Genomic DNA, 17,202 nt, shown 5'->3' with positions numbered 1-17,202 from the left:
CGATCGCAGTTTCTGCGGAAAGGACTCGTCTTTTGTTACGCCGTGAAGCTTAGAATAAGGGCTGAAAGCTCACTTGCTATTTTTCGTCCTCATTCACTTTCTCATCAAACCACATCGGATCATCGTTATCCACGTTGTAGTTGATTAGTAGCTCTTCGCCAGCTTTCACGTCTGAGTAAGTAAAGAAGTTAACGACATGATTGTCAAAATCAAGATCGTGATAAGCATTTGGGGTATAGGAATGGTTGAACAACATGCCGTATCCAAGCAGGATCGCAGTGTGATTAGCGCCATACTCAAACACATAATCAGCAAGCATCGTTTTCTCTATGTGCTCATGCTCCTCATTCGGGAAAGGAATGACCGGGGCTTCATGAAACAGTACGCCTTTTGCAATATCAACCTTCGCAAATACTCCTCTATTAAATTCTCCATCGCTAAGCTTAGAAGTCTTTACCTCAATCATGTTAGTCACCTACGGTTCTTTAGTCTAAGGAGCTCGTTGCCATTGCATTAAGCTCGCTCACCTTAGGTAATATATCAATTTAATGAGTAAATAGCCAGCGGCTTCGGTAAACGTTATTTCATAACGATCCATTATTGTGGGAACATTTATCATTTTCAGCCCGTCTAGGTTATGAGGTGATGATGATGAACCGAAAATTTTTGCTATACCTTTTATGTGGAGTCATTCTGTTAAGTACAGCACTTATTGTTAACCCTAAAGCAGCTTTCGCATGCTCGTGTGCAATGTCGCCGTCCGCAGAGACGCAGGTAAAAGATGAGCTTGGACGCAAGAGCGCCATTTTCACTGGAAAAGTAATCAAGGTAACACAGCCTCCTAAGAAAAAAACGATGTCATCTGCTGATCTCGTTCAAGTAGACTTTGAAGTAGCAACGGTATGGAAAGGAAAACTCAAGCAGCAGACAGCTGTATATACAGCGATGAGCTCTGCAAGCTGCGGATATGAAAAATTTAATACAGGTGATACCTATATCGTGTCTGCTAATGACAGGTCAGGAAAGCTTGAAACAGGAATATGTGATTTAACGAAGCTGGTTTCTGCTGCAGGAGAAGAGTTGAAGGTACTAGGCAATGGTTATAATCCGCTGCCCTTAAGCGCTGGCGAGGTTTTGCATGCTAACGAAAGCGGAGTAACAAAGCTGCAGATCATCATAGGTGCGCTAGCCCTTTTTATGATCATTGGGGTTGTTGTCGTGCGAACACGACGTCGTCAATAAAGGAAGCAAGGATGTTGTAATTATAGGGTGTAAATGTGCAAAAAATAAGCCGTAAGCTCCTCTTGAGGATTACGGTTTTTTTGCATGCTCTTCTAGGCTTCAAAAGTTATTTTCATGCATGAATAAGAAGACAGGAGTAAGACATACCCTAACCTAATCCATTGATTTCTTATTTACATTCATAAAATCTATGGTTAAATGGGGAGTGGCGAAACGAGGTGTTTGAACAGGTGCTTCGTCAAAAAGCAATAATTTTGGAGGGGTACATGTGTACAAGCTGCTGCTCGTTGATGACGAGCCGGAAGTTACGGAAGGATTAATGAGTGAGATTGATTGGAAGAGCTGCGGGTTCTCAGAAGTTAGAACGGCAGGGAATGGCAAGGAAGCGATGGAGATTTTTGAAAAAATGGAGCCTGATGTGCTCATTACAGATATTAGCATGCCATATATGAACGGTTTGGAGCTCTCGGAATGGGCTAGAAAGCTGTATCCTATTACGCGAATTGTCATTTTATCGGGTCATGATGAATTTGAATACGCGAAGCAGGCCATACATTTGCAGGTAGAGGCTTATGTTTTGAAACCGTTCTCGGCAAAGCAGCTGACGGACACAATTGCGGAAGTAGCGAAGCGCATGGATGAGGAGCGTGAGAAGCGAACCAATATTGAGCTTCTGGAGGAGCATTACCGCACCAGTCTGCCTATCGTTCGTGAGAAATTTCTTTCCTCTTTAATTACTCGCAAACAGTCTCATAAGGACATTTTTATAAAAGCAGCGAAATACGGCATGGAGCTGGATGGCGAGGGGTACATTGTCTCCATTATTGCAGTTAATCATTCTGAGCATCAGAAGGATGGAGAGTTTCAGCCACCCTCACATTCACTCGCTTCGTCAACGGATTTGGACCTAAAGCTGTTCTCCGTATGCAATATTGCGGCTGAAATATGGAATAGGCATGAGCTTGGCAAAGTTTTTATTCATCAAGATCAAGTTGTACTGTTCACGGTCAGCCCAGAGCCCAATAAGGGACTGGTTATGGAGCAAACGCAGGATGCGCTAAAGGAAGTGTTGCAAAGCATCGAGAGGTTTTTGCGTTTTCCAGTTATGATTGGCGTTGGGACCTTCACACAAGATGTGGGAAATCTCAAGTATGTCTATGAGGCAGCAACGGTTGCTCTTGATTATCGCCGGATTCTTGGCAATAACCTTATCATTTGTATCGATGATATGGAAAGTCGCATGCATGACAAGCTTCTCTTCGACGAATGGAAGGAGCAAAATCTAGTTCGAACAGTGAAGCTTGGTACCGAGAGAGAGCTGGAAGAAGTAATTGATGGACTGTTTGATGAAATATCCCGTGTCCAGGCTCCTGTACACGAGTATCAGCATTATTTGCTCGAAATGGTAACGGCAATTATTAAGCTGACCAAAGCTTATGAGAGTGACAATGATGATATTTTCGCAGGCGGGTGGGGCATATTGAATCAATACCAGAAGCTGAACAGCATGCAGGAAACGAAGGCTTGGTTTGGAGATTTATGCGCTAAGGTGAGAGCTCGTATCGCCAGCCGCAGGCAGCATACCTATAAACAAATCGTAGAGGATGCCATTCATTATACGAAAGAGCATTATCACGATAGTGATTTGTCCATTGCGAAGGTGTGTGCTCATTTGCATATCAGCGCAGGGTATTTTAGCGGCTTGTTCAAGAAAGAGTTGAAAATGACGTTCGGTGCTTATTTGCTGCAGCTTCGAATGGAACAGGCGAAGGAGCTGCTTCGCACGACAGAGCTTAAAGCATTTGAGATTGCGGAGAAAATCGGATTTGCCGATCCGAATTATTTTAGCCTCAGCTTTAAGAAATATGCCGGATTGTCTGCCAAGGAATATCGCAGCGGCTTAATGGGACAAGAGAAATGATAAAACGAAAAAGCATACAGTTTATTTTAACCGTTTCTTTTACGATATTTTCTGTGTTTATTATATTGCTTGTCAGCGTTGTACTATATGGCCGTTTCTCTGCAACCGCGCAGGAGAATGCCTTTCGCAACTCACAGCAAATTGTCGATCAAGTAAGCTATAATCTTGAAAATTATATAGAGGTCACCTCTGACTTATTCAACATGATGCATCATTCCATCGGACAAAGCGCTGATGTAAAGTCTGATGGGATGCGCCATCAGTTGGAGTCAATGATGTCGACACGTTCGGACACGGTATCACTCGCCTTATTCGATGAGAAAGGTCAGATGCTAATCGATTTACCTAATGTAGAGCTGAAGGAAACGTTGAAAGTGACGGAAGAAGGCTGGTTTCGAAGCGCACTCGATTCAGCAGGTCACTTATCCATATCGCTTCCTCATGTTCAAAATTTGTACAAGCAGCAATTTCGCTGGGTCGTATCCATGAGTAAAAGCATCACTGTCCAGCATCAGGGCAAGCAGGTTCATGGCGTTTTGCTGATGGATGTCAATTTCAATACGATTGACGAGCTGTCCGAACGAGTGAGCTTGGGGCAAAAGGGTTACGTGTACATGCTGGATGAGTCTGCGGGCAACATTGTATATCATCCGCAGCTGGAGCTCATCTATGCGAAGCTGAAAGATGAGAATGTCGAGCTGGCGCTTAAGCATACATACGGCAGCTTTATTGACGATTCTACGGATGAAGCAAAAATGATAAGCGTTCAAACGATTGGCAACGTCGGCTGGAAGGTAGTGGGCGTATCCTATTTGGATGAGGTGATGACGACAAGCGGGCAATTGAACCGTTCGATGTCCAAGCTTGTTATCGGACTAGCGCTAATCGTATTTTTGATATCAAGTTTAGTGGCACGGAGAATCTCAAGACCGATCAAAAGACTGGAGCTTTCGATGAAAAGCGTAGAGCGGGGCGACTTCAACCTGGCCGCCAGCGGCGAAGGGCCGCTTGAGATCAAGCGTCTTGCAGATCGGTACAACATTATGATCGGTACGATCAAGCAGCTGATGGACCGAATTGTAAGGGAACAGGAGAGCAAACGAAAGTATGAGCTGGAAGCGCTGCAAGCGCAGATCAATCCACATTTTTTATACAATACGTTAAATACGGTCGTACGCATGGTGGGCATGAACAAAAATGAAGAAGTGATTACGACGATTACGTCGCTGTCTAAGCTGTTTCGCATTAGTATAGGCAAGGGGAAAAGCCTAATCACGCTGTCAGATGAGATGGAGCATGCACGGAACTATTTGGTTATCCAGCAAATGCGGTTCAAAAATAAATTCGACTATTCCTTTGATTTGCAGCAGGAGGCATTGTCGCTTGCTACCTTAAAGCTTATTGTTCAGCCTCTAATTGAGAACGCGCTCTTGCATGGCATTGAGCCCTCCGTTGACAAGGGGCATATTGCTATTTCCATGAGGCTTGAAGGCAGTGAAATTGTGGTCAAGATCGTTGATAATGGGCTTGGCATGTCGGAGGAGAGACTGGGTAAAATTCTCACAGGTGCAGTCGTAAGCTCGAAGGGATCAGGTGTTGGGGTTATGAATGTGCAGGAGAGAATTCGGCTGTTCTTCGGTCCTTCTTATGGCTTGCATTTCGAGAGCGAGCAGGAAGTGGGCACAACCGTCACGATTCGGTTCCCTGCGCTTACGCTGCAGCAAGCAGAAGGAGGGGGAAAGCAAAATGGTTAATTTCAAAGGCTGGGTCATAAGCTTGCTGCTCTTCATCATAGCTGCCCTCTTATTGTATTCCGCTCTTTACCCGGGTCCAGAAGTGCCAAAGCAGGAGCAGACGGGGAAGACAATTCAGCTTATTCTTCGGACGAGCAAAGGCGACTACTGGAAAAATGTGACGATGGGCGCACAGGCCGCCGTCAAAGAATTTGGCATAACTCTGCATGTTTCTGCTGGCGCGGATGAAGGGGACATCAAAGGGCAGCTGCAATCAGCCATGCAATCGCTGGAGACTCGGCCAGATGCAATTGTACTTGGAGCAAATGATGATTCAGCATTTCAGCCTTTTTTGGAGGAAGCAGCAAAGCGGAATATACCAGTTATCGCAATGGACAGCTTGCTAACCTCGGGGAAGACAGCTTCCTATGTCGGTATGGACAATTACTTGGCTGGCAAAGAAGCGCTGAGGGAAATCGCTAGACAGCTTGGGGGCAATGGCGATGTTGCGATAGTAACGTATAGCAAGGGTGGAATTAATGGCATTCAGCGGGAGCGGGGCATCCGTGATGCAGTTAACGAATATGAGGGCCTCCACCTTGTGGGCAGTCAATTGTGCTCGGAGGCGTACCAAGAATGTGAGCAAACCGTCAGCAGTATTTTAGATAAGCAGAAGGTAGACGGCATATTAACACTTAACACAGAAACGTCGATAGGAGCGGCGCATGAACTGAAGCGCAGGCAAGCGGGCAATAAGATCAAGCTAGTAGGCTTCGATAGCTCTCCGGAGCTGCTGGAGCTGCTTCAGGAAAATCAGCTGCAAACATTAATTGTACAAAATCCCTTCAGCATGGGCTATCTAAGTGTCAAACATGCATTAGCAGCAGCAAATGGACAAGCGGTTCCCGAGAAGGTGGAAATGAGTATGGAGCTTATAACGGAAGAGAATATGTTTTGGCTTAAAAATCAGAAGTTATTGTTCCCTGTTGTGCAATAATGCTCATTTTATATACAAATAGATGAGGATATTAATAAAAGTGATGAGGATATTACATGTGAATCCCTCCAAAATTACGACATAATGAAGCAGTAGTTAATTCATCCACCAGGGGGATATAAATAATGAAAAAGTGGACAGCAGCGCTCGTTATTGGAGCATTAGCAGTTACAGCAGCAGGTTGCGGAAGCGCAAATGGCGACGGGAGCGCAAGCAGCTTGCCTAAGGCAGGCGTAGCCATTTATAAATTTGACGACACATTTATGAGCGGTGTGCGCAGCGCGATCGATACAGCGGCAGAAGGTAAATTGGCAGTAGATATCGTAGACAGCCAAAACTCGCAGCCCACACAAAATGATAAAGTAGATTTGTTTATAACTAAAAAAGTAAAAGCAATGGCAGTTAACCCGGTTGACCGTACAGCTGCTGGCATCGTTATTGATAAAGCACAAAAGGCTAATATTCCGGTAGTATTCATTAACCGCGAGCCGCTTGCTGATGATTTGGGTAAATGGGACAAAGCGTTTTTTGTAGGCGCAAAAGCGGAAGAGTCAGGCACAATGGAAGGCGAAATCATCGCTGAGTATTGGAAGGCGCATCCGGAAGCGGACAAAAACGGTGACGGCGTGCTGCAATATGCAATGCTGAAAGGCGAGCCGGGGCATCAAGATGCTGAACTTCGGACTAAGTTCTCTGTCCAGGCGATTCAAGATGCTGGCATCAAAGTCGAGAACATAGCTGAAGATACTGCGATGTGGGATCGTGTTAAGGGCCAAGAAAAGATGGCAGCATTCCTTGCTTCCAAAGGCGATAAAATCGAAGCTGTTCTAGCAAACAATGATGACATGGCGCTTGGCGCAATTGAAGCATTGAAGGCTGCTGGCTACTTTAAAGACAATAAATTTATGCCGGTTGTTGGCGTAGATGCAACAGATCCAGCAAAGCAAGCGCTGAAAGAAGGCACTTTGCTCGGAACCGTTCTAAACGATGCGACGAACCAAGGCAAAGCAACGGTTGAGCTTATGCGCGTTCTTGCTGCAGGCGAAACACCAACGAAAGAAAATACAGGCTTTGAAATTACAGACGGTAAATATGTTTGGATTCCATACCAAAAAGTAACACAAGAGAGCAAATAAGATAAGCGGTAAAGATGGATGATCAAGAGCGGGGGAATAACGTCACTTGCGTTGCCCCTGTTTTTTTTCGCCTACTTTCTTGGCGGGCTGGACAAAAGGAGGCTAAACGATGGCAAAGCAGCATCCTTATTTGCTAGAAATGAACGGAATTACCAAGACGTTTCCAGGTGTTAAGGCGCTAGATGATGTTACGTTAAAAGTACGGCCAGGCACGGTTCATGCGCTCATGGGCGAGAACGGTGCAGGTAAATCTACATTGATGAAATGTTTGTTTGGGATTTATAAGCCGGATAACGGCGAAATCATTCTCGATGAGCAAAAGGTTGATATTAAAAACTCCAAGGACGCATTGAATTACGGCGTCTCAATGATTCATCAGGAGCTGCATCCGGTGCCGCAGCGCAGCGTGATGGAGAACATTTGGCTTGGCAGATTTCCGGTAAGAGGCATTGCGCCTTTCCGGTTCATTGATCATAAAAAGATGTACCGCGACACAGCTCAGCTGTTCGAGGATTTGAATATGACGATTGATCCGAACCAGCTGGTCGGTGAATTATCGGTATCCAAAATCCAATCGCTCGAAATTGCCAAAGCGGTATCCTTCAATTCAAAAATTATCGTAATGGATGAGCCCACCTCATCACTTACAGGCAATGAGGTAGAGCAGCTGTTCGACATCATCAATAAGCTGCGTGCAAGAGGCGTCTCGATTATTTATATTTCGCACAAAATGGAAGAAATATTACGAATCTCCGATGACGTGACGATCATGCGCGATGGTAAATATATCGGTACATGGCCAGCACCTGAGCTGACCATCGATACGATTATTACACGTATGGTAGGCCGCGATTTATCGGATCGTTTCCCGGAGCGTACGAACATCCCAGGAGAAATCATGCTGCGCGTGGAGGGATTAACCTCGCCGCATGCACATTCCTTCAAGGATGTATCGTTCGAGCTGCGAAAAGGTGAAATTCTCGGAATAGGCGGACTGGTTGGGGCTCAGCGTACTGAACTGATTGAGGCGTTGTTCGGGCTTCGATCCGTAAAATCAGGTGTCATCTACAAGGACGGAAAATCGATTACGATTAAGTCGCCAATCGATGCAAAGCGCCACAAAATTGCACTATTAACTGAGGAGCGCAGGGTGACGGGGATTTTTCCGGTGTTGTCCGTAACCGAGAACACAGCGATCGCTAATCTCGATTTATATCAGAATCGCTTTGGTTTCTTAAATGAATCAAAGATGAGATCGGAAGCAGCAAAAGGCGTTGAGAAATTCAAGACGAAGACGCCGTCTGTTGATCAACTGATTCGCAACCTATCCGGCGGTAATCAGCAGAAGGTGCTGTTAGCTCGCTGGCTGCTTACAAATCCTGATATTTTGCTGCTGGACGAGCCAACACGGGGCATTGATATCGGAGCTAAATATGAAATTTACAATATTATTATTGAGCTTGCCAAGCAAGGGAAAAGCATCATAATGATTTCGTCCGAAATGCCGGAGCTCATTGGCATGTCCGATCGCATCATGGTGATGTCGGAGGGTCGTGCCACAGGCATTCTTGAAGGCAACATGGCAACCGAGCAAAGTATTATGCGGCTTGCAGCACAGACGGGCTAATGATGAAGGATTTAAAGGAGGTTTACGGCAATGGAAGCAGCTAAAGGTTTAAAAATAAAAAATGCATTTTCGCAAAATGCCATTTGGATTGTACTTGCTGCATTAATTTTAGGAATCGCCATTATTGATGCGAATTTTTTGTCGATAACAACGCTTAGAGATATGATGGTGCAATCATCGACGCGAGTCATTATTGCGCTTGGCGCTGCATTTGTTCTTATCACAGCGGGAACTGACTTGTCAGCAGGGCGTGTTGTCGGACTTAGTGCGGTCGTGTCCGCATCGATGCTGCAAATGCCTGAATATGCAAGCAAGTTTTTTCCTAACCTGCCTGAACTTTGGGTGATCATCCCGATCATCATCGCTATTACAGTTGGTTTGCTGGTCGGATTATTAAACGGTTTAATCGTAGCGAAATTTAACGTACCGCCATTTATTGCTACACTCGGTACCATGGTTGCAGTATACGGAGCGAATTCTCTGTACTTCGATATGCCCCCAAACAACTCGCAGCCAATCGGCGGTTTGCGCAGTGATTTCACTGAAATTGGAACGGGTGCCGTGGGCAGCGGTCAATTCTCTATCCCTTATATCGTCCTTATCGCTATTTTTGTAGCGTTTATCGTATGGGTAGTATTCAATAAAACACGTCTTGGTAAAAACATGTACGCCATTGGCGGCAACATTCAAGCGGCTCATGTATCCGGCATTAACGTGGCTAAAAACTTGATGTGGATTTATGCAATTGCGGGTGCTTTGTACGGCTTAGCTGGCGTGCTCGAAGCAGCGCGTACGGGCGGCGCGTCCAACAACTACGGCAATATGTATGAGCTTGATGCCATTGCTGCATGCGTGGTCGGCGGCGTTTCAACAACTGGCGGCGTCGGCAGAGTGAAAGGGATCATCGCAGGTGTTCTTATTTTCACTGTCATCAACTATGGTTTGACTTATATCGGTATTAACCCGAACTGGCAGCTGATTATCAAAGGTTTGATCATCGTTGTTGCTGTAGCGTTCGATATTCGCAAATATGTAGCGAAGAAGTAAGAAGAGAACGAAGAAGAAGCTGTCACAGAAGGTCGATGACCTTGGGGCAGCTTCTTCTTTCATTCACACGAAAGGTTTTATTGTTCTTCGCACAACTAAGGGCAGCTATCCAGCAATGATGCTTTTAGATATACAGCTTAAGACTGCTCCTCAATCACACGCTCAATATACTTCGCTACACCATCCTTATCGTTGCTCTCTACAACTAACGTGGACAGCTCAATGAGAGTAGGGTGTGCATTGGAAACAGCGACCTTGGTGCCGGCAGCTTCAAACATCCCTAAGTCATTCAGATTGTCACCGAACACCGTAACATCCTCAGGAGAGCATTGCATCAGCTCCGCCCACTGCTTCAAGCCTTCTTTTTTATTGGCTTTGCTGTGGCTGAATTCTAGAAAATAATGATCTTTTATATATTGATCCTTCATGAGATGAACATGAACCCGATCGCCGAATGTGCGCTGTACTTCATCCTTAAGCGGCTTAAGCTCATGCAGCAAGCCAATATAGGTCACAATCAGCGTCCTAAAGGCATCCGAGCATTCGAGCAGCGGCATTTCTCCAAAACGAGGATCATTAGGGCGGCTCTCGTAGAAGGTTATGTCGCCAATTCGCAGCAGCTTCTCGTGGAATACACGTTCCTTATCCTCCGCATCAAGCGCGAACAAGAAGGGAATTAGGCCTTGTTTTCTTCCTAGATCAATAATTTGATTTGTCGTTTCGTTATCCAGCCAGTATCCGCCTATGACCTTGGATGAAATGGGATCAAAGACAACCGCGCCATTATATAAAACGATCGGATATTTCCACGGGATAACAGATACGATTTTGTTGGAGCTCATATAGCTTCTTGCCGTTGCATAACTAATGATGATACCTTGCTTCATCGCATGGTTTATGACGTTAATCGTATACTCGGACAAGGTAGCATCCGATTGAAGCAGCGTTCCATCGAGATCTGTAAGGAAATGATTGTTTGCCATTAATAAAGCCCCCTGTTATTCATGATTAGGAAGTAGGGCTCCCGCCCATGCTTTCACGAGCCGGCGCAACCCTCGTTCCATTTCTTTCTCGTTTAGTCCGCCGAACCCCAAGTATAATCTTGCAAAACGACCGGGCAGGATAGGCGTATCCTGTGCAGCATAAACGTAAACATCCTCCGAAGCAGCAAGCTTAATCAGCTCCTCGGCACTGCACGTTGTTTGAACAGCGATTTCCACATGCATCCCTGCAGAATCTCCATGAACCTGCACATGCTCGGGCAAATAAGTGTCAATGAGCTGAAGCAGCTTTGCACGTTTTTTACGATAAAGATTGCGAACCTTCCTTACATGCCTGTACCAATGCCCTCGTTCCATGAACAGCTGCATGGCCCACTGATCAATGCGTGATGGACTCGTAAGTGTGTGCTCTATAGCTTGCAGCTTGCTGAGCAGCTGAGTCGGAACAACCATATAGTTCATACGCAGCGCGGGTGTGAAGGCTTTGGAAAACGTCCCAATATAAATGACGCTGCCCTGATGATCCATTCCTTGGAGAGAAGGGATGGTTTTGCCTGAATAACGAAACTCTCCGTCGTAGTCATCCTCAATGATATAGGCGCTGTTTGTGCTTGCCCAGTGGAGCAGCAGCTGCCTAGTGGAATACGGTAATGAGCTCCCATTAGGGCGATGTGAAGGAGTGACATATAAGATTCGAATTTGTTTGTCTACTAATATAGAAACGAAGTTCTCCATGTTATGGACGGGGACAGGAGCGACATTGTAGCCGTGCTGCTGAAAGGCAGCTCTAACCTGAGCGATACCGGCTTCTTCGACTGCAATTGTAGATGCACCGTTTAGCAATTTCGCGAGAATTTGTGTGCTGTAAGAAAAGCCTGATCCAATAATGATTTGTTCAGGCGTGCAATTGACGCCTCTTGAACGCTTTAAATAGTAAGACAATTGCAAACGCAAATCGTATTCGCCTCGCGGATCGCCATACTGATGAACATTACTGGCATGGTGAGATAATGCATCATGAAGAACGGATTTCCATGCCCGAATGGGGAATGATTCACCATCCACGGCTAGCAGGCTGAAATCAATGACTGTGCCGTTCTGGGTAGGAAGCGGAATGGAATGGCGATGTATGCTAGCTTTTTCTTCTAAAATCTCTGTATGAACCATGGCAGCAGCAGGAGTTAATTGTGACTGTATAACAAATAGACCGGCGCGCGGCTTGCTAACCGCATAACCTTCTTCCAGCAGCATGTGATAAGCCGTTTCAATTGTCGTTTTACTAAGCTTCGATTGCTCGCGGAGCGATCGAATTGATGGAAGCTTTGTTCCATCCGCTAGAGCGCCAGATTGGATGAGTTTCCGTAAATGTCTGTACAACACCAAATAGACAGGACCTTGCTCTTCTTCTGAAAGGTTGATATCCATCTTATCTCCACACAATCTGACCCTTAAAATTCATATAAATCTGACACTGTGGTAGAGGTCAATTTCAGTATAAACTTTGGCATAGGCTTCCATCAATAACAAGAAATATAAATGGAGAGAAGGGGTTGCTATGCCGCAAGTAGAAGGAACCGTTGAAAGTAGATTGGCAACATTAGGGATTATTGTACCAAAGGCGAGCGAGCCCGCAGCTAAATATGCTAACTGCGTATTTTCAAATGGGCTTCTGTTTGTTTCTGGCAAAGGACCTGCGGCCGCGATAAAAGGGAAGCTTGGCAACGAGTTTACGACAGCAGAAGGTTATCGACTCGCTAGGCAGACAGGAATTGAAGTTCTCGCCGTATTAAAGCATTCACTAGAGCGGTTGGATCTTGTGACTCGCGTCGTAAAGGTACAAGGTTTTGTGAATGCTGATCCCAGCTATGAAGAGCATCATAAGGTACTCGATGGCTTCTCGGATTTGATGGTGGAGGTATTTGGCGAGAGAGGAATTCATGCACGTTCGGTTATGGGGGCGAGCTCCTTAAGAAACCAGCTGCCGATCATTGTTGATTCTATTTTTGAAGTGGCCAGGGCTTAAGGTCTACTAATTATTAGCCGTTGCATTTGCATTTATATTGCCTTAACATTAGAGTTTAAGAAAGCCGTCAGGTGATGACGGTTTTTTTATATTTAATGAAGTGCAAATTTCTAAGGAGTGAGCATCTTGCAGTTTTTCCCTAAACGTTATGACAGATCACTGTTTATCGTTATATTCTTCTTTATGATGTTGAAAATGCTCCTGTTTCGCCATTTCGTCTTTTCGGGCATACAGGTGGAGAGCTTGCTGCCTGATGCTGCAGCCGTACTTGCACTGCTTATGCTGCTGGAGCTAGTCACCTCTGCGAGGTGGAGAGGAGCCGTATTTGGGCTCGTGAATGCTGTGTTTTCCTTGCTGCTATTTGCTTCAACGGTGTATGTCAGTTATTACGGAACAGTACCTACGTATACCGCACTGCACGGACTTGACCAAGTGCTGCAAATTAGGACAAGTGTAGGGTCTATTATTTTGCCTGCTTATTATGTTTACTTTCTGGATGTTGCCGTCTTGGCAGCTCTATATATCGTTAAACGTGCCAGAGGAGTACACAGCGATGGGCGCAAGCGAATTGCAAAACCTCTGTATACAGCTGTTGCAGCTGTTCTATGTATTGCGATCTCGGGTGGATTCATTTGGTCCGCGAGTACGATTCCGAACGAGATTGTGAAAGCTGAGAATTTAGGCTATATCAATTATCAGGTAGCGGCAGCCGTTAAGGCGAGCAAAGAGCAGGCTGCGCTGAAAAATGGCAATGTAGAAGAAACAGGGGCTGATGCGATAGCGCTCAAATCCTCCTATTTTGATCAAGCTGGAGATAAGGTCGTTGCAGGCATGCCTAATTATTTCGGATCTGCCGAAGGTAAAAATGTAATTGTCGTTCAAATGGAGGCCTTCCAAAACTTTGCCATCAATTTGTCTGTCGGTGGTCAGGCGATTACGCCTGTTCTTAATCAGCTAGCGAAGGAAAGCTTCTACTTTCCTTATGTATTCCAACAAATTGGACAAGGGAATACTGCGGACGCTGAGTTCATGTCAAATACTTCTATCTATCCAACCGGGGATATGGCGATGTCTACAGGCTATGGTGATCGAGAGCTGCCGAGTCTTCCGAGACTGCTTGGAGAAAGCGGGTACGAATCGGGCACCTTTCATATTAATGATGTGACATTTTGGGATCGCAACCGAATGTATCCTGCGCTAGGTTTTACGGCATATTATGATAAAGCATCATTTAAAAATGATCATTTTAATTCTTTTGGCGCATCGGATGAGGAGCTTTACAGGGTCGGTCTTGAAAAGCTTAACGATATGAAGGAGCAAGGCAAGTCTTTTTATGCTCAATTCGTAACTGCATCCAGTCATCATCCTTTCAAGGTTCCAACGGAGCTTCAGCATATTACGATGCCGGATTCCTTGCAAGGAACGCAGCTGGGCAATTATTTGACGGCATTAAATTATACCGATTATGAACTCGGCCGTTTTATTGAGGGGCTCAAAGCGAGCGGCATGTGGGAAAACACGATTTTGGTCGCCTATGGCGATCACGCTGGTCTACAAACGACAGACAATGATCCTGCATGGGTTAGTGAGCAGCTTGGCATCCACTATGATGAGCAAATTAGCCGCTTAAACATCCCGCTTATTGTTCATGTACCAGGCGTAGAGGGAAAGACCGTTAATCAGGTTGGCGGTCAGGTTGACATTATGCCGACCATTACAAATCTGCTAGGCATATCGCTTGATGATCAAGCTTTTACGACATTTGGACATGACTTGCTTAATATTTCTCAAAATGTAATCGGTATGCGGTATTATTTGCCGACAGGTTCATTTTTTAATAATGATATCTTATTTATACCTGGAAAAGGCTTTGAGGACGGTACTGCCGTCGATATTAGAACGAAAAAGCCAGTAGCTGACTTCAGCAAATATCGTGGAGATTATGATTATATACTGGAGCTCATGAAGCTTTCGGATGATTATGTACGTCTGCTGCCGAAGCGGGCACCATAGAAGCAGATGAAATGCCTCTTGTCTATCCGGACTTGAGGCATTTTTTTCTTCGCAAATGCAATTATAAGCTTTTATGGAGGCAGGCAATGAGGTAAGATGGATATAGCTACAGAAGGTACTCTATTCCATTAAACGTAAGGAATCGATGAGACATGCGAATTGGTTTTTTTGATTCAGGGCTTGGCGGGCTTACCGTATTAGCGGAGGCACTTCAAAGACTACCTGATAAGGATTTTCTTTATATGGCGGACACGCTCCATGTTCCCTATGGGACGAAGTCAGAGGAAGACGTGAAAGCGTACATTTTTGAAACGGTTGGTTTAATGATGGAAGAGGGCATAGATGCATTGGTCGTGGCTTGCAATACTGCGACCAGTATTGCAATTAACGAGTTAAGAGAGCGTTATTCCCTGCCCATTGTCGGCATGGAGCCTGCTGTTAAGCCAGCAGTAGAAATGAACCGAGCAACAGGCAAAAGGGTACTCGTTTTCGCAACGCAGTTAACGCTACAATTGCCAAAATATTACGCACTCGTGTCACGCGTGGATGAGATGGGAATCGTGGATTCACTGCCTCTGCCTGAGCTTGTGCGTTATTGTGAGGCGCTGCAATTTGATAAACAGATTATTAACGAATATTTCCGGGCAAAGCTCGCAAACTATGATTTAGACAATTACGGAATTATCGTACTTGGCTGTACACATTATCCTTTCTACAAGGATATATTGAGGGAGCTGCTTCCTGCTCATATCGAGATTGTGGATGGGAATGTGGGAACGGTGAAACGCCTATCCGCATTATTGAGCCGCTATGGCATTCCCGGAGGCGGAGGCAATGGTAACGTACGCTTTATGTGCTCGGGCCAAGAGCCTGCTTACATGGACAAGATGCAAAAGGCGCTTTCGATTTTACGTGAAAAAAATGTTTTAACACAGTCGCTTCAAAGCTAATTCGAAGCAAAAGGCGGGCAGCGCTCATCATGAGTGCTGCCCGCCTTTTTTATGACGATTATATGATTGCCGGCGGTTCTTCCAAAGTAAGCAAAACAGGACAATGATCGCTGCCCAAAATATGCGTGTCAATGGACGCATCGATGAGCAGTGGGCTCAGTCTTGAAGAGGCTAAGAAATAATCGATCCGCCATCCCACGTTCCGCTCGCGCACCTTCATCATGTACGACCACCAGCTGTACACATCTGTACGATCCGGGTAAAAATGTCTGAATGTATCGAGGAAGCCAGCTGCCAGCAGCTCTGTCATCTTGCCGCGCTCTTCAATTGTAAAACCGGAGTTTCCTAAATTAGGCTTCGGATGCTTAAGATCAATTTCTTGATGGGCTACGTTCAAATCACCGCAAACAATGACAGGCTTTAAGGCATCAAGCTGCTGAAGATAACCGCGGAAGCGATCTTCCCATTCCATTCGGTAATCCAATCGCGATAAGTCGCGCTTGGCGTTAGGCGTATATACGGTAACTAGATAGAATCCTTCAAACTCCAGCGTAATGACTCGTCCCTCGGGCTCCGAGTTTTCCTCAATACCATAGTGCACGGAGAGAGGTTTTATTCGGGTGAACACCGCAGTGCCTGAGTAACCCTTCTTAATCGCGTAATTCCAATATTGCGAGTACTCATCACCAAGCTCCATGCTGATTTGTCCATCCTGCAGCTTCGTTTCTTGCAGGCAAAAAATATCTGCATCCGTTTCCTTGAAATAATCGTTAAAGCCTTTCGTTACGCATGCCCGTAAACCATTTACGTTCCAAGATACTAGCTTAATCATGATCTATCTCCTTACGTTTTCTAGCATTACGTACTAGTTTATCATATTTTCTTCAAAGGACTGTTGGAAACTAAAAAATCATTAGCAAACGTTATATACAGTTAAGGATTTTAATGTAAAAATTGATAGTGACGATAATGTAGACTTAAGCAGCATTCCAACGATAGATAAGATAGCTTATAAGAACGGTAAACGTTTGGAGAAGAAGGAGACTTTCATGATAAAAATATATAAGAGTGAACTAGGAAAAGAACAGGTTCTGCGTTCCTATAATGAGCTTTTGGAGCTGTGGCCAACGGAATTTGAGGAGCTGGACATTAACACCAAATACGGCGTCACGCATTGTATTATTGCAGGTCATAAGTCGAATCCACCGCTGCTGCTGCTTCATGGCGTTGGAGATAATTCGGCGGTGATGTGGATGCTGAACATAAAGGAATTATCCAACCATTTTTATTGCATTGCAGTAGATACGATGGGTGGACCAGGAAAAAGTGTGCCTAACGAAAACTTTCAGAAAAAGACGTTTGATCAGGTGGAATGGATCAATGAAATCGTTGATCAAATGGGATTGGATCAATTTCATATCGCTGGTGTGTCGAATGGAGCTTATATGGCTTTTAATTATACGGTTAACGAAGCAAGTAGAGTGAACAGAGTCGTTTGCATGGAGGGAGGGA

The 17,202-nt window shown here is 45.1% G+C and carries 15 protein-coding genes; 11 read left to right on the top strand and 4 right to left on the bottom strand.

Annotated elements, in window-relative coordinates:
* Positions 1-76 precede the first annotated feature (76 nt).
* Positions 77-466, bottom strand: a complete 390-nt coding sequence (locus AB4Z17_RS05105) for an SET domain-containing protein (RefSeq protein WP_054026376.1) — start codon at positions 464-466, stop codon at positions 77-79.
* 179 nt (positions 467-645) lie between these two features.
* On the opposite strand from AB4Z17_RS05105, the gene AB4Z17_RS05100 reads away from it, so the two are divergent.
* From AB4Z17_RS05100 to mglC, 7 genes are all read left to right on the top strand, one after another.
* The gene (locus tag AB4Z17_RS05100) at positions 646-1,242 is read left to right on the top strand and encodes a hypothetical protein (RefSeq protein ID WP_441958573.1); all 597 of its coding nucleotides are present in this window, start codon (positions 646-648) and stop codon (positions 1,240-1,242) included.
* A 268-nt stretch (positions 1,243-1,510) separates the two neighbouring features.
* Positions 1,511-3,163, top strand: coding sequence for a response regulator transcription factor (locus AB4Z17_RS05095; protein WP_441958523.1), 1,653 nt, complete (start codon positions 1,511-1,513; stop codon positions 3,161-3,163).
* Complete coding sequence (locus AB4Z17_RS05090) at positions 3,160-4,917, top strand: cache domain-containing sensor histidine kinase (RefSeq protein WP_441958521.1); 1,758 nt, start codon at positions 3,160-3,162, stop codon at positions 4,915-4,917. The genes AB4Z17_RS05095 and AB4Z17_RS05090 overlap by 4 nt, the downstream gene beginning before the upstream one ends.
* Positions 4,910-5,893, top strand: coding sequence for a substrate-binding domain-containing protein (locus AB4Z17_RS05085; protein ID WP_441908066.1), 984 nt, complete (start codon positions 4,910-4,912; stop codon positions 5,891-5,893). The genes AB4Z17_RS05090 and AB4Z17_RS05085 overlap by 8 nt, the downstream gene beginning before the upstream one ends.
* A 125-nt stretch (positions 5,894-6,018) precedes the next feature.
* Entirely contained in the window at positions 6,019-7,029 is a 1,011-nt protein-coding gene (locus AB4Z17_RS05080; protein ID WP_441908065.1) for a galactose ABC transporter substrate-binding protein, read from the top strand.
* Positions 7,030-7,138: 109 nt separating this feature from the next.
* Positions 7,139-8,656, top strand: a complete 1,518-nt coding sequence (locus AB4Z17_RS05075; protein ID WP_441908064.1) for a sugar ABC transporter ATP-binding protein — start codon at positions 7,139-7,141, stop codon at positions 8,654-8,656.
* A 30-nt stretch (positions 8,657-8,686) separates the two neighbouring features.
* Positions 8,687-9,703 (top strand): galactose/methyl galactoside ABC transporter permease MglC, encoded by a 1,017-nt coding sequence (mglC, locus tag AB4Z17_RS05070; RefSeq protein ID WP_441958519.1) that lies wholly within the window; start codon positions 8,687-8,689, stop codon positions 9,701-9,703.
* Between the two features lie 137 nt (positions 9,704-9,840).
* On the opposite strand, the gene AB4Z17_RS05065 is transcribed toward mglC, so the two are convergent.
* Positions 9,841-10,686: a Cof-type HAD-IIB family hydrolase gene (locus tag AB4Z17_RS05065; RefSeq protein WP_441958517.1), complete on the bottom strand. Its 846-nt coding sequence runs from the start codon at positions 10,684-10,686 to the stop codon at positions 9,841-9,843.
* A gap of 15 nt (positions 10,687-10,701) precedes the next feature.
* Positions 10,702-12,129, bottom strand: coding sequence for a MocR-like pyridoxine biosynthesis transcription factor PdxR (gene pdxR / locus AB4Z17_RS05060; protein WP_441958516.1), 1,428 nt, complete (start codon positions 12,127-12,129; stop codon positions 10,702-10,704).
* Positions 12,130-12,259: 130 nt separating this feature from the next.
* Here pdxR and AB4Z17_RS05055 point away from each other — a divergent pair, with 130 nt between their 5' ends.
* From AB4Z17_RS05055 to murI, 3 genes are all read left to right on the top strand, one after another.
* Positions 12,260-12,727, top strand: a complete 468-nt coding sequence (locus AB4Z17_RS05055) for a RidA family protein (RefSeq protein ID WP_441908060.1) — start codon at positions 12,260-12,262, stop codon at positions 12,725-12,727.
* 126 nt (positions 12,728-12,853) lie between these two features.
* Positions 12,854-14,740 carry an LTA synthase family protein gene (locus AB4Z17_RS05050; RefSeq protein ID WP_441958514.1) on the top strand — a complete coding sequence of 629 codons (1,887 nt, stop codon included), beginning with the start codon at positions 12,854-12,856 and terminating at the stop codon, positions 14,738-14,740.
* 152 nt (positions 14,741-14,892) lie between these two features.
* Entirely contained in the window at positions 14,893-15,690 is a 798-nt protein-coding gene (gene murI / locus AB4Z17_RS05045) for a glutamate racemase (RefSeq protein WP_076268780.1), read from the top strand.
* 58 nt (positions 15,691-15,748) lie between these two features.
* On the opposite strand, the gene AB4Z17_RS05040 is transcribed toward murI, so the two are convergent.
* Positions 15,749-16,519, bottom strand: coding sequence for an exodeoxyribonuclease III (locus AB4Z17_RS05040; protein ID WP_441958571.1), 771 nt, complete (start codon positions 16,517-16,519; stop codon positions 15,749-15,751).
* 220 nt (positions 16,520-16,739) lie between these two features.
* On the opposite strand from AB4Z17_RS05040, the gene AB4Z17_RS05035 reads away from it, so the two are divergent.
* On the top strand, positions 16,740-17,202 hold a 463-nt coding region (locus AB4Z17_RS05035), incomplete at its 3' end, for an alpha/beta fold hydrolase (RefSeq protein WP_441958512.1).

The sequence above is a fragment of the Paenibacillus sp. TAF43_2 genome, assembly GCF_052113545.1.
Taxonomy (GTDB): domain Bacteria; phylum Bacillota; class Bacilli; order Paenibacillales; family Paenibacillaceae; genus Pristimantibacillus.
The sequence above is the reverse complement of the archived record's forward strand: the minus strand, read 5'-3'. Positions and strand labels throughout refer to the sequence as shown.

Excerpts from the sequence above, each read along its gene's own strand:
- AB4Z17_RS05105 (WP_054026376.1), bottom strand. The coding sequence starts at position 466 with ATGATTGAGGTAAAGACTTCTAAGCTTAGCGATGGAGAATTTAATAGA.
- AB4Z17_RS05100 (WP_441958573.1), top strand. The coding sequence starts at position 646 with ATGATGATGAACCGAAAATTTTTGCTATACCTTTTATGTGGAGTCATT.
- AB4Z17_RS05090 (WP_441958521.1), top strand. The coding sequence starts at position 3,160 with ATGATAAAACGAAAAAGCATACAGTTTATTTTAACCGTTTCTTTTACG.
- AB4Z17_RS05085 (WP_441908066.1), top strand. The coding sequence starts at position 4,910 with ATGGTTAATTTCAAAGGCTGGGTCATAAGCTTGCTGCTCTTCATCATA.
- AB4Z17_RS05080 (WP_441908065.1), top strand. The coding sequence starts at position 6,019 with ATGAAAAAGTGGACAGCAGCGCTCGTTATTGGAGCATTAGCAGTTACA.
- AB4Z17_RS05075 (WP_441908064.1), top strand. The coding sequence starts at position 7,139 with ATGGCAAAGCAGCATCCTTATTTGCTAGAAATGAACGGAATTACCAAG.
- mglC (WP_441958519.1), top strand. The coding sequence starts at position 8,687 with ATGGAAGCAGCTAAAGGTTTAAAAATAAAAAATGCATTTTCGCAAAAT.
- AB4Z17_RS05065 (WP_441958517.1), bottom strand. The coding sequence starts at position 10,686 with ATGGCAAACAATCATTTCCTTACAGATCTCGATGGAACGCTGCTTCAA.
- pdxR (WP_441958516.1), bottom strand. The coding sequence starts at position 12,129 with ATGGATATCAACCTTTCAGAAGAAGAGCAAGGTCCTGTCTATTTGGTG.
- AB4Z17_RS05055 (WP_441908060.1), top strand. The coding sequence starts at position 12,260 with ATGCCGCAAGTAGAAGGAACCGTTGAAAGTAGATTGGCAACATTAGGG.
- murI (WP_076268780.1), top strand. The coding sequence starts at position 14,893 with ATGCGAATTGGTTTTTTTGATTCAGGGCTTGGCGGGCTTACCGTATTA.